General features: G+C 29.1%; 10 protein-coding genes, 1 tRNA gene and 1 pseudogene. 9 read left to right on the plus strand and 3 right to left on the minus strand.

All coding sequences use genetic code 11. The features are described 5' to 3' along the window. Window positions 1–364: 364 nt before the first annotated feature. Window positions 365–436 (minus strand) — tRNA-Gln (locus KI686_RS00365). Window positions 437–524: 88 nt separating this feature from the next. Between KI686_RS00365 and KI686_RS00370 the strand changes: the two genes are divergently transcribed. Then, complete coding sequence (locus tag KI686_RS00370; RefSeq protein ID WP_237587241.1) at window positions 525–1,715, plus strand: site-specific integrase; 1,191 nt, start codon at window positions 525–527, stop codon at window positions 1,713–1,715. Between the two features lie 62 nt (window positions 1,716–1,777). Here the strand turns inward: KI686_RS00370 and KI686_RS00375 are convergent, their stop codons facing one another. Further along, on the minus strand, window positions 1,778–2,053 hold the full coding sequence (locus tag KI686_RS00375; RefSeq protein WP_237587242.1) for a DUF7222 domain-containing protein: 276 nt from the start codon (window positions 2,051–2,053) through the stop codon (window positions 1,778–1,780). A gap of 1,010 nt (window positions 2,054–3,063) precedes the next feature. On the opposite strand from KI686_RS00375, the gene KI686_RS00380 reads away from it, so the two are divergent. From KI686_RS00380 to KI686_RS00395, 4 genes are all read left to right on the plus strand, one after another. Beyond that, on the plus strand, window positions 3,064–3,507 hold the full coding sequence (locus KI686_RS00380) for a MarR family winged helix-turn-helix transcriptional regulator (protein ID WP_237587243.1): 444 nt from the start codon (window positions 3,064–3,066) through the stop codon (window positions 3,505–3,507). After that, complete coding sequence (locus tag KI686_RS00385) at window positions 3,497–3,994, plus strand: GNAT family N-acetyltransferase (RefSeq protein ID WP_237587244.1); 498 nt, start codon at window positions 3,497–3,499, stop codon at window positions 3,992–3,994. The genes KI686_RS00380 and KI686_RS00385 overlap by 11 nt, the downstream gene beginning before the upstream one ends. Before the next feature lie 172 nt (window positions 3,995–4,166). Continuing rightward, entirely contained in the window at window positions 4,167–4,844 is a 678-nt protein-coding gene (locus KI686_RS00390; protein WP_237587245.1) for a hypothetical protein, read from the plus strand. Window positions 4,845–5,013: 169 nt separating this feature from the next. After that, window positions 5,014–6,210 (plus strand): hypothetical protein, encoded by a 1,197-nt coding sequence (locus KI686_RS00395; protein WP_237587246.1) that lies wholly within the window; start codon window positions 5,014–5,016, stop codon window positions 6,208–6,210. 49 nt (window positions 6,211–6,259) lie between these two features. Here KI686_RS00395 and KI686_RS00400 read toward each other — a convergent pair. Continuing rightward, window positions 6,260–6,850 (minus strand): annotated as a pseudogene (locus KI686_RS00400) (IS110 family transposase); the annotation flags it as partial. A gap of 672 nt (window positions 6,851–7,522) precedes the next feature. On the opposite strand from KI686_RS00400, the gene KI686_RS16865 reads away from it, so the two are divergent. From KI686_RS16865 to KI686_RS00415, 4 genes are all read left to right on the plus strand, one after another. After that, complete coding sequence (locus KI686_RS16865) at window positions 7,523–7,714, plus strand: thymidylate synthase (RefSeq protein WP_368735862.1); 192 nt, start codon at window positions 7,523–7,525, stop codon at window positions 7,712–7,714. 158 nt (window positions 7,715–7,872) lie between these two features. After that, window positions 7,873–8,070 (plus strand): hypothetical protein, encoded by a 198-nt coding sequence (locus tag KI686_RS00405; protein ID WP_237587247.1) that lies wholly within the window; start codon window positions 7,873–7,875, stop codon window positions 8,068–8,070. Between the two features lie 481 nt (window positions 8,071–8,551). Further along, complete coding sequence (locus tag KI686_RS00410; RefSeq protein ID WP_237587248.1) at window positions 8,552–10,279, plus strand: BT4734/BF3469 family protein; 1,728 nt, start codon at window positions 8,552–8,554, stop codon at window positions 10,277–10,279. A 370-nt stretch (window positions 10,280–10,649) separates the two neighbouring features. Next, the gene (locus KI686_RS00415; protein WP_237587249.1) at window positions 10,650–13,793 is read left to right on the plus strand and encodes a DEAD/DEAH box helicase family protein; all 3,144 of its coding nucleotides are present in this window, start codon (window positions 10,650–10,652) and stop codon (window positions 13,791–13,793) included. Window positions 13,794–14,005 lie beyond the last annotated feature (212 nt).

Below are 14,005 nucleotides of genomic sequence, written 5' to 3' on the forward strand. Positions count from 1 at the left end.
ATAACATCTAGCAAAAACTACAAGAATTAATTCTAAGAAGAATGACTTTAAAAATTCATGGGGTTTTTTAAAAACCGGCAAAACTATAGTAAGATTTATTTTAAACAAACCTAAAACCTATCTATTTTACGTAAAACAGATAGACTATTTACTGACAATTTACAAGATTCCTTTGTTTAAAACAATATTTGTTCACTCTTTTCTTTTCTATGAAACTTATCAATAATCAGAATAAATAATATGCTAATAAAACTTTCAAGATTAACTATTATTTTATGAAATCCATACTCAATAAATACAATAAGTAATAGTTATTGATACAAATAAAAAGTCCTAACAATTTAAAATTGTTAGGACTTTTTTGTTGGCCTACAAGGACTCGAACCTTGAATGTCGGTACCAAAAACCGGTGTGTTGCCAATTACACCATAGGCCAATACTCTAATGCGGGTGCAAATTTAGACAAAAGTAAATAATGATATAATTCTGGGGGTGCTCATAGGGGTGCCGAAAAAGAATTATTTATGAAGTTAACAATTTTAAAGAAAAAAAATTCAATCATTATTCAGTATCGCATTAACGGAAAACAATTTAGAATATATACTGGAATTCAATGTAAAACAAACGAATGGAACAGAAAAAACAAATCCATTCTTAAAAGTTCTAATGATGCAACTTCTGCAAATCAATTAATAAAATCTTATAGAAATGAAATAGAAGCTCATATTAATGATTTAAAAAGAAAAGGACAATCTTATAATCACGATTTACTTAAAAATTTTATCAAACAAAAATTTTCTACTAAGAATGAAAAACCAAAACAAAAAGATCTTTTTTATGCTTTTGATTTATTTATAAAATCTAAAAGTAAAATATATGCACCTGTAACAATAAACTCATATAAGAATTCACTCACTCATTTAAAAAATTATGTAAATAACGATGAGGTCTTAACATTTACCAAATTAAATAAAGTTTGGTTTGAAAAATATCTTCATTTCTTAAAGACCAAACTTAAACATTCTCCTGGAACAAGAAGCAATCAAATAAAAAACATAAAATCAGTTCTAAATTATGCACACGAATTAGAACTTCATGACTTTACAAAATATCAGTCAATTAAAAAAGAAAAGACAAACACTTCTAATATATACTTGTCTGAAAGTGAAATTGAACAACTCTCAAATACTGACTTTGTAAAAACAAATGAAGCGCAAATTATAGATTCCTTCGTTTTTATTTGCCTGACAGGTATTAGATTTTCTGACTATTCTAAAATTTCTAAAAATAACTTTTCTCTAATTGATGGACACTGGTTTATTAACTTCCAACAGACAAAAACAAAAAAAGAAGTTTCAGTCCCAATTGTCCATAAAAAAGCTTGTGAATTATTATTAAAATATGATTTTGAACTACCAAAATACACTAATGCATATTTTAATAGAAGACTAAAGGAAGTTTTAAAATTGTATAATTTGTTTTCAGAAGAAATAATATTACATAAAGAAAAATTAAATGGTCTTTTTATTAAACGAGATTTAATTACGATTCACACCGGAAGAAGAACATTCGCCACAAATCTTTTCTTAAAAAACACTCCTATAAATTTAATAATGGCTGCTACTGGGCATGAGACTGAAAAAGCATTTAGAACTTATATTAAGGCAAGTGAAATTGAAAAATCAAAAGGTTTAATAAATTATGCCGATTACTAATCATTGTTCTGTAATACTAGTCAAATACCTGAAAAGAGGAAGGGTAACCCCTCCTCTTTTTCTTAATTTTCAGTCTCCATAAATGAAATTACTTCACTCATCATATTTTCCCAAGCAAACCAGGACATCCAATTAAAATATTGAGTTTCATCTTGAGGGCTTGGCTTGTTTTCTAACTTACCACAATCACACTCAAATTCATTTAGAATTTGCAATATATTCAAGTGATGTTTTTTTGCAAAAGCTACTGTATCTACATAATAGATCATACCAGGAACAGATCCGCTATCAGCAGCGTAATAATCCTGTGGATACTTTTTTAATAACGACCACTCCACACTGCCTTGTTTTAACAACTTTCTATGAAAAAATGGGTTTGAACTGTAGTGTTTTAAAAATTCTTTTTTACTTAATTTTGACATATTTTTTGTTTCCTATAAGGCTATTAGATAAGTAAATAGTCCTATCAAAATCATGTCAACACACCTTCCAATACAATCGATATTAGTTTAGCTTTATCACTTAAAAATGAATTATTTTTTAAAATTTATGATAACTAATGTGTAATAGTTGGGGAAATCTTTTTGTTATATAGAATTTATAAAAGCAAAGAGAATCAATTATGATTCAACCACAAGGAAAGATTGCTATGCTACTTTTAGCGTCAAGTAAAATGTGTAAGTTTTTATGTAACTATGTCTATAAAAATGAAAGATTTATCACGAAAGATGGGATTATTCCTAAATTAGAAGAAATAAAGACATCTGCAATCCAGATATTTTAGAAGAAACTACTATGCAAATGATTCTAAGGGGGAGGGCTCTTAGAATTACAGTATAAATCTCTTTTCTGTTGACGTAAAAGATTATTTAGATTCTACCGTATCTCTTAAAACAACAACCAAAAAAGTAAAATAACAATTTAATAACTTCTTAAAGAGTTTAATTTCTTTTGATCTAAATGTGAAACTCAAAAAACTAACTAGTAATGGGTGTAAATCGTTTCTTACTGGTTTTATTTCTTTTATGTTATTTTATTATCCTGGAATAATCAAAGTTTTTACTTTAGTAAATATATTTTATAAATACGTCCTTAAAATAACAGGTTTTCTCTGTTTTAGTATAACACTTTTTTTTGCAAAAATAATGATACTTTTATTATCCACTAAAATTCAATCGAAATGTAATATATTTGATTATATATAACCAGTTGGCAACAAGCTAAAAATAATCCGTCTAAAATTAAAATGAACGGATAAACCCACATACATAATATAAATTTTCCTTAATAGTTAAACTGTCTATATAAAAATACTTGCCTTGGGCAAGTATTTTTATATATTTGCACCATGGAAAATAATATAATTCAAAAAATTAGAGAATTTAACCGATTCTATACAGGAATTATAGGCGTTACTAATAATCACATTTTAGAAAGTAGTTACTCACTTACTGAAGTTCGTGTAATGTATGAAATTTATAGCAATCCTGAAATTACTGCTAGACTTATAAAGAACCTTGTAAATGTTGATGAAGGATATCTGAGCCGTTTAATTAAAAAATTAGTAAGGCAAAATATTATTGAAAAGGAGAAGTCAAAAAAAGATAACAGAATATCTATATTAAAACTATCTAAAAAAGGAGAAATCATTTTTCTGAAACTCAATAAAAACTCATCAAAAAGTGTGAAGAAATTAATAAGTCACCTAACCTCAGAGGAACAAAAGAAACTAATTAAAAATTTACAAGAAATACATAAATTATTAATTCCAAAGAATAAAAATGAACATTAATGAAATAAAAATACGAACAGAAATTAGACCTGGTGATTTAGGATATGTAATTTATAGACATGGTAAACTGTATGGTGATGAATACAACTATGGAATAAGTTTTGAAACATATGTCGGTCTAGGTCTTCACGAATTCTATGAAAATTATGACACAGATAAAGATAGGGTTTGGATATGTGAACATGATGATAAAATTATAGGGTTTGTATTATTAATGCATAGAGAAAATAATACTGCTCAACTTAGATATTTTTACCTAGAACCCGAATACAGAGGGATTGGGTTAGGAAAAAAACTTATGGAACTCTTTATGAACTTCTTAAAAGAAAAGAAATATCATTCTGCTTATTTATGGACAACTCATGAATTAAATACAGCAGCTTCCCTTTATACAAAATACGGTTTTGAAATGACTGAATCTAAACAATCAACTGCATTTGAAAAACCATTAAATGAGGTGAGATATGACTTGAAAAATGTTAATTAATGATAATAACAAAAAGCCAGTTGCCAACACCGTATATAATTTATTGCTAGCTTCTTGCTTACTTACGAAAGTCTAAACGGACTTTCTTGGTTTGTGTTTTATTTACTAAATTAGGTGCTTGAAACACGCAACAAACCATATACAACAACGTTGTAACACATTTGACCATACTATGAAAAACATCGCAATATTTATAATTATAGCTTCTTTTTTATCTTGTTCAAATACATCTGAAAAATTAAAATATGAAAATACTAAATTGAATAATAAAATAAATTCGCTCAAATCTGAATTAGATTCTTTGAGAAATTTACCAAGCGTTCAATTTGAAAAAATAATATCTAAAGATTCTTCCTTAGATTCTTTGAGAAATAAATCTAAAACTGAATATATTTTACCTACACAAGAAAATGAATTGAAAACATCTGATTCAATACTTGTGAAAGAATACGTCGATTTTGCTAAAAAATTTCCAAAGTCATATTTATCAATGTATTCATTAGATAGAATTAAAAATATCGAAGTAAATCAACGAATTGTAAAATTCAATCAGATTGTTGGAAAATGGAAATGGAAAGCATTAATTAATACATTTTTACCGTTTAATGGTCACAGAAACGAAAAAATAGAATTTAAGAAAGATAAATTTGCCTATTTCTTTAAAGATGAAAAATTAATCTCAAAAGAAAAATATAAACTTTCTAGAACTTATTATGCAATGCCAATAATAGAATTTGAAAAGAAAGGAATTTATACTGTTAATATTAAATCAAATGAACTATTAACTTTAAAACCTGGAAAAAGTCCTTGCGAAGATTGTGGAACAACAATTTATGAAAAAGTTGAATAAAAAAACGTGTTACAACACCATGTATAATTAATTGCTGGTTTTAACTCACTTGGGAAAATCCTTCGGATTTTCGCCGTTCGTGTTTTATTTAGTAAATTCACTGCTTATACAACGCAACTAACCATACATAAACACGTTGTGCACAATTATAAAATCATCATTTACGTAAATGAATAATAAGTTAGAAGGAATTATAATTAATCACGAACCTATTTCGGAATCATATTTGAAAAGGCTATTATTGATTTTTGATACAATATATTTTTTGGATCCAATTGAAAATAATGTACTGATTCCTGCTGAAGTCTCTACAATTAATTATGGTAAGATGACTATTACGGGATATGAATATGGAATTCTCTATAATGGAGAAAATTTTCAAAATCAAGAAGAAGAGCTTTTAGATAAATTTAATTATGCAACGAGCAAAGGAATAATCAAAATTCTTGACATAAGACTAAGAAAATTTTACCATAAAAATTGGTTGCCATTGAGATTAGCTTATGATTTTGATACAGGAAATGCAGAATTATTAAATACGTTTCTTCCACTTCTAAAAAGAGAAGAAAATATTAGTAGAAAAACCGGAATTTTTAGAGGTGGTTTTATTAGCCCATCAGGAGTGAAATTATATCCCGATATACCAAAATCCGTTAATTTTTTTGACGATAAAGAAAATGAAAAGTTCGCATTAGATCATCAATTATATTCAATTACAGCAAGAATTGATAAAGGACTTGCCGTTTGTGCTGAGTTTGATTTAATTCCGATATTTACTGATAACCAAATTGCAAAAGCTTATTCTTTCAAAAATGAAATTGCAAAAAAGAATGTAGACAAAAATGTCAATGAGAAATTTGAAAGCCAATATGGTAAGGAAATAAATAACGTTCAATATTTATTACACAAAATCTCTCAAGTCATTCTTACTGACGAGGTATTAGCCGAAATCTCTGTAAAAGAATTAATAATAGCTAGACAAAATTCATTTCAAGAATGTATGAAATTGAGACGTAAGTTATTGCAAGCTATATCGTTTTTAGAAAATAGTGATTTTGATAACAATTTCATAAAAGAAGTAGATAACTATATTTCTAAAGAAATTGAACCGTTGTTATCAAAATATCAAATTGAATTCTTAAAAAACTTAAATAGATTTTTGAACCAAGCTATTCCCTTTGGTACTGCTGTAATAGGAGCTTCAATCGGAATCCAAGAAAATTTAACCCCAATGGCTACAGCATATCTAAGCGGAATTTCTGCCATTGTAGGTAATTATAGCTCAAATTTAGTTGATTATGCAATAAAAAAGCCATCAAAGAAACTAAATAATACATTCTCATACTTTATAAATCTAAGAGAGTAAAATAACTGTGCACAACAAAGTACTGTGGTAAAAAACAAGTAAAAACTCATTAACTTTTTACTAAAGTACTTCTATAATTATTATCATAATTAAGTCCTGATTTTGCGATAGCAAAAGCCTGTCTTAAAAGCTTATTACAAACCGCTATTAAGGCTAATTTTTTGCTCTTTCCTTTGGCCACCAATCGATCGTATATTGCTTTGCAAGCATGGTTATATCTACAGGCATTAAAGCTACACATAAATAATAAATTCCGAAGCTTTTGATTTCCTAGTTTACTAATTCGCGGACGTCCTTTTACACTACTCCTACTTTGCCGAATCACTGGTGTTAATCCTGCGTAACTACACAATTCACTGCCGCTTGTAAATCGATCAAATCCATCGGTTAAAACCACTAACATAATCGCTGTTTTATCTCCTATCCCTGGTATGCTTTTTAAATTTGTTAATACTTCTTGGTGAGCTTGTTTAACTAAAACTAACAACTCTGATTCTAAATTTTTTATTTGTTTTTCAAGATTCTTTAAACTTTATTTTAAAGACTTTACAACAAACTTACTTGGGTTTCCTAGTACTTATTCTCCATATATTTTATTCTTTAGCATTGTGCTTTGTTTTGTATATACAACAAGTAGTCGGATACCAATTCACTTTAAAGTGGCATCAATACAGCGTAGATAAGTTCCTGGGTAGGTAGTAAGCTCAAGTAAAAACTAGTTAAACGGGGAAACTCCTACTATTAAGTTAAGGACAATCCCGTAGTAAAGATTCCAGAAATAGATTTAAAAGCCAAAAATTATTTAGCATACTCAATAATATTACATGAGGGTAAAGACAGTAAAATAAGCTCGCTAGAGCTTATTTTATGTCGCTATCCTGGGGAACACGTATATATTCCTTAATATTAGGTCCTACCCCCGGATAGCGACATAAATTATTTGCTTGGGTAGAATACTTAAGGTACATCTTGAGAATCCCCTAAAAGATGGAGACAGTAAAACAAGCTCGCTAGAGCTTATTTTATGTCGCTATCCTGGGGAACACGTATATATTCCTTAATATTAGGTCCTACCCCCGGATAGCGACATAAATTTTGGCTTTTAAGGCTACATAATCTGGAGGAAGAACTCTAACGACTATCCTTTCGGGGAGTACACTTAAGTAAGTGGAAAAGCTAGTCCTCAGAAATGAGTGAAGATATAGTCTAATCTGCATAGTAATATGTAGCAGTCTAATGAATAACATTCGAAACCTACGGTAAAGTGTTATTGATTAAACGCATAAAGTAGTAACGAACTTTATGGAATAAAATGTTACCATTCAACATTGCTTCCTATTCCTTACTAGCTGTAATGCTGGGAAAATTAACAGGTATGAAACCTAAAAGTATAATAGGTGATTTAAGTAATGTTCACGTATACGAACCTCATCTGGAAGCTATCAAGCTACAACTAACTAGAGATCCAGATACTTATAGCAATATAAATCTGGGAATAATTTAGGAAATAGATAAAAAATCAGAATTGGATGATTTCTTAAAAAACTGTTCTATATCCGATTTCAAATTGGAAGGGTATAAATCCTTCCCATTCATACCAGCAGAAATGTTGGCTTACAGTAAATAAGACTATTATTAATTAAACTCAAATATAAATAAATTATGAATCGCGAATACCTTATAGATATGGTGGATTCCTATGTTAAAGATTCCAGGGAGAGATCCCTGGAGTTCTTAATAGGGGATGGAAACGATAGAAAGGGAATGTCTTTAGAGGACTACCCTTACTTGGGATTAACTTACAAACGATCCGCAACAGATATAAAAGACTTTGAGGAAAGAAATAGAGGTTTAGTATAAATATAGAAACCAGCAGGTAACAAAGAACTGAGCTAAAAAACAACTCTTTTCTTAATTAAATTTATGCATTATTATTCTAGGTTCATAATACTATTCATTCGTATTTTGAGCTTTTATTTTTTATGTAAACAATACTTATTTTAATAAAACAGAAACGTTAGTTTCATCATATTCTTTCCAGATTTTGTTATTGCAAAACATTGTTTTAATAATTTATTACAGACAGCTAATTAAAACTCAAAACCTTTATAACAGGACCAAGATTGGAATTAATCCTCAACATACCCCTTCCAAAAGACCAACAGCGAGTAAAATCTTAAGACCTTATACTAAATAGGAAAATCGCTATAAAAATTGATCTATAAAACGCATTTATAGATTCCTGATATGGACCACTTGAGGAAGCATGCTTTAAATATATAATAAAGCCTAGCTTCCACACTTGGGCCATATAAAGATGTATTAAATCTTAACATTAAAAATGAATAATAACTATTATTATTTTTCAACGCACACAACCCACCCACAAGTTTACACTCGTTTAAAAGCTAATGCAGCATACCAAAAACTAGATGCAGAAACTCAAACTTTACTAGAGAAATTCGTAAAAGACTATGGGAAACGAGACAAACAATTTAGCACTTTAGAATATTGTTCTAAATTTATAGCAAAACATAAAGTTGAACTTTATGAGCTGTATAACTTGAAAGATACTTCTCCAAAAGAATTTCTTTATAACTTCTTAGGGTACGCCAACCAATGGAATGCAAGCACTAAGTCCTTTGGAAAAAACAGTAAAGACAGAGCAGAAGAAATTATAGAAAATGAGCTAATTGAAGACATGACTAGTCCTAAGTCATCTATTAAAAAGTTGTTAGACGCTTCAGAAGGAGATCTTTCTGCTGTAAAGCCGTTTTTACCAGCCATAATGATATCCCTTCACACCAATACCAGGGATACAAATAAAATGAGATTCAAACATACTGGTCGGTTTTGTTTTGATATAGATGGTCTAGAAGACAAACAACATGCTATAGAGTGTTTAAACAACATTTGGAAATGCACTAAAAATATCAAGCCTTATATGGCATTTGTTTCTCCTAGGGGAAAAGGTGTCAAGGTATTCTTCAAAATCGATACCACTAATGTAGATTTTATAAAAGACTTTGCCTCAGAAGATAAAAACACTGTAATAATGCATCACAAGGTATGGTATGAAGGTGCTAGAAAAGAATTAGTATCTAAATTTCCAGAATTGAAAGATAAGATAGATTTAGCCACCACCGACCCCCAGCGTTTGACTTACATTCCTTTTATTGCAAACAAAGAGAATGACTTCAAATACGACATCTTAAGAACCTCTACTTATTCTGAGATCGTTGAAAAGGAAAGGAAACTAAAACATGAGATCATTCTCCAAAAGATTTCAGAAAACAAGGTTGAGGTTGACAAGTTTATGAAGGAACATAATATTTCCTCTCCAGAAGAAGCTTACCAGTTATTTCAAAAAAAAAGAATATATGATTTTGATCTAGAGCTAGAGACTGATAAATTTATAAAAGTGATTGATTTTATAGAAGAGCAAACTAGTAAAGATTCTCGTGTAGAAAACTGGGTTTTGGAAGAATTTGACAACTATCATTCTCTTCAAAAATTAAGTTGGGTTTTGTATGGTGTATTTGGGGATTTAGCCATCGAACAAATAAAAAGATTAATACCTTCTGATTCTAACAAATTAGATGAAGATCATAATGATTATCGTTGGGCAATAAAATCAAAAGATGATTATGATAAGGAATTACTTGAGTCTTTGACCCCATCCCCCTTCTATGCAAGGGTAAGAAAGCTCCCGGTTATAAACGATTTTATTTCAGAAAATTTTGGAGCATCTTCTAAAAACTTCTCTGACTTTAAAATATTGAATAACTACTACGAAACTTATACACGTAATAAAGAGCTTGATGATGATACCGAGAATTTAAATGAGTTTTTGGATGATATTACTGATTATTTAAACAAAAAGAAAACAAGATTACCTTTAATAGAAGAATTTGATAATCTTATTCCTGAAGTGATTCTAGGTACCAAAGATTATCTAGACAAAGATGTGATGCATGATATTTTTCAAAATAAATATGCCACTAAAAGAATCTTCTTGTTACGAAGCCAGTGCGGTAAATTATGTGCCGTCTCAAGATGGAAACCTTGAGTAATAAAACATTTGAATTGCTGGAAGGCTAACCCTTGTCAAACAACAAGGTACGTAAGTGAACAATAAAGAACTTACGCTAAGTCGCTAATCAGCAGCTAAGCTAATTCATAATCTATATCACAGAAAGGACCACTTGGGGAAGGTGCCTTTTAATATATAATAAAAGAGGATCTCCACACTTGGTCCCTATATATTGAATTAGAAAGTTCAGAGACTATCCCTCCGGGGAGTACGCTAGAAGTCTAGTGGAAGTAAATGTTACCTAGAACAGGTAAAGATATAGTCCGATCTTATGGGAAACTATAAGCAGAAAGATATTTTATAAATATTATTTCGGGAATGAGTTAACGACTCATTCTGAACATTAATGACTGGTAAAAACAGTATAACAGGTAATCCTAAATACAAAATGCCTGGAAGGATTGCTATTGGAATGCCATACAAAAGTATAGGAGATCAGATTGCATCTGATGCTTGGAACAACAAACAAACAGAAGGAAATTCACAATTATTTGTTAACTCCACTATTGAAAAAACGCTTAATAGTTTTAAAAGTTCAAATGAAGAGTCTATCAAATTGAATTATTCTAAAACACTAAACGGTTTTCAAATCCCAGAAAACAAAAACCTAACACTTCAAACTACATATAATCAAATATTAAACATATCTCATGAAGATATGGCAACCTTTGACTATGTAGTAATTGATGAATGTCATACATTATCTGATGGGCTAAGTTACAGGGCTGAGGTAATCGCTAGGTTGATGAATTATTTAATCGAATTTGTTGCAAAGAAAAGAAAATCAAAAACCAAAATTATCTTTATGACAGGCACTCCTAATGTTGAAACTTTAGTGATTCCAGAACTCATGGAAAAACAATCTATCAAAGATTTATTCCAAATTATAAAAATAGATAAAGAATATAAAAAGACTCCTGTAATGTATTTAACACATTTAGATACTGTTGATGTTAAAATAAGAAAAGATACAGTAATAACTGAAATTAAAAAATATCTAAAAAAAGGTAGAAAGGTTGTTCAAATTTTTAATAATAAAGAAAAAATGGATGAATATAGAAGAGAGCTTCAAACTAAAATTTCAGCCGACATTAAAATAGGATTGTTTTACTCCGGCTCTGAAGGTCATTGTACAGAGAATATTCTATCAGGAAAGTTTGGAGATTATGATATTGTTTTAGCTACAATATATTTTATAAATGGTATCAATATTAATTTGGACAATATCACTAATGAGGAACATTCCAATGGGGGTACCTCTACACAACAATATGCTGTAATAATAGATCTTGGAAATATACACACAAAAGTGAGTGCTCTCGACGCGATACAAACTATAAATAGATTTAGAAATCGATTATGTTATTCTACAGTGTTTTTGCCTAAAATATTTAAACCAAATCTTAATGATACCTCAAAAAAGTTTGACTTAAGAAATACAGGGAAAGTTTTATTAGGAATCAATAGATATAATCATCATTTATTGTCCGCCAATAAAGATAGAACAGCAATTCTGTTTGAAGAAGCAACACAAAAACAAAAGATTCATTATTTGGATGAAATTAGAAAGTCTCCCAGTGAAATAACAAAAGAAATGATTGAAAAAAGAATGAAACAAAGTAAAGATGAAACTACTGTAATAAACAGTATAGATAAACAAAAAAGTATTTATGAAGATTGGTTTTATTCCATGGACGGATACCATTATATGGCCGAAGATGCTGGAATCGCATCGATAATTAAGCATATACACGTTTCAGAACCATTAAAGGATATTTCTAAAGAACACCTCGACCTAGAAAACAAAGTAATTCAAAATTTCTTAGATGATGACAAAGCATTATTTTATTTAGAAGGACAGTTAGAACCAGATAAAAGAATCTTGGTAAAAGCTTCAGGAACTATAAAGGATCCACTAAGTAATGAGGTAAGCAATTTTATCGTTGATAAATATAAGAATGATAAATATGAGATTCAAGGAGATTTTCATACTTCTCATGAAAGAGCCTTAAATAAATTAATCAGATATCATCTAAAATTATCTTATTATTATGGAGCAGATGAAGCAATTGAAATTTTAAGATTCTTGATAAGGGAGGATACAAATTTTGCTCCCTTTAAAACCCCAAGCTACCTTAAAAGCATTGCAAATTATGTAAACTCCTTCTCCTATCTTACAAATGATAAATATTTAAAACAGATAAACTACCTAAGAGCTTTAGACTACCTCTCTCAAAAAAATATTGGGATTATAAAAGAAGTATTCTCAACATATATTTCCTTTACGTTTATTAATGACAAAGTAGTTGCTTCACTAAAAGAGATGTGGGCGAAACAACAATTTGATAAAACGAAAAATGGAATTGAAAATAATAAACTTATTCAATCAACAACGTCCAAAGACGAGCTAAAAGAAGAATTTTCTGATGAAGAATTGATAAAGGAAGTAGATCTAGAGGATTTAGAAGATTTACTAAACAAGCTTACTATATACAGTCCGATGAAAAAAGATAAAACTGGAGAGGTAAAATCTCATGAAAGAATTATTATACCTAGAATATTGAGAAGTGATAAATTTTTGTCTGAAATGAAATTTTTGGAATGTGATTCTGTAACCCCGGAATATTCCGATCAAAGAGATAGCGACATTGAATTTAAAAATTTTACCGATAAGATTCTAAAAAGACTGGATGATCATATGACTCCAACCATAAGAATGAATCACGTCAATTTAGAAAATGTTTATAATTCTTTAAAAGTAAAATTAAAGAAAAGGGATGTTCAAGTAACCTCAGAGTATATCGAAGGGATATTGAATGATCCTAAAAAGAATAAGATACCTGAGCTATCCAGAATACTTAATGCACTTAAAAAAGATTTAAAAGAATTAGATCGATTTTTGTTATCCGCTTTTAAAACAGCAGAATATCTTACCTATAAGAATATCAATGATCTTAAAATAATGCCTTTTATTGAGCAAACATTTTTCTGTGATAAAGATTTTAAGTTAGAGTCACTTCTCAATAAATTTAGTACAGGTCTTATCAATTTTAATATTACAGATATTTATGATTCTTTATCTAAAGAATCTGATAAATACATAAAAAAAGATAAAATAAAAATCCGAACAAAGACAGGTAGAGAGGTTATAGATTTTAATAATTCTACACCATCAAATATCACTACAACCGCGCACATAATTAGTGATATAAAAGGTAATATCATGTACGCTAATTTTGACCAATTAGCAACCTGTAAGTTTTTATGTGATTATGCATTTAAAAACGAAAGATTTAAAATGATTGATGGCAGTATTCCTGTAAAAAACCTAAATAAAGGAATCTACAATCCAAATACTTTTAAAAAAGACTATTTCACTAGTAGCTCAGAAAGTAGGTCTCTTTCAAATTATATCATTACAACGCATGACCTTAACATTAAGGAGTATGGTAGTTATGTAAAAACTTCAGAATTTAAAAAAGCGATTTAAATAATTTCGTATAATAAAATTAAACCAACCCACATTTGGGTTGGTTATTTTTTCACTAAAATCATCAGATCTTTTTTTTAATCCAGAGAATAATTAACTCGCAGCCATCTCTAATTATCCTAGAAATCAACTCATTTGAATCTTGTTTTTTATCCATAATTTATATATTTTATAAATAAGGTATTGCTAAGATAAAAAGGTTCTAGATTTTA

The organism is Polaribacter sargassicola, from assembly GCF_021991835.1.
GTDB classification, from domain to species: Bacteria; Bacteroidota; Bacteroidia; order Flavobacteriales; family Flavobacteriaceae; genus Polaribacter; species Polaribacter sargassicola.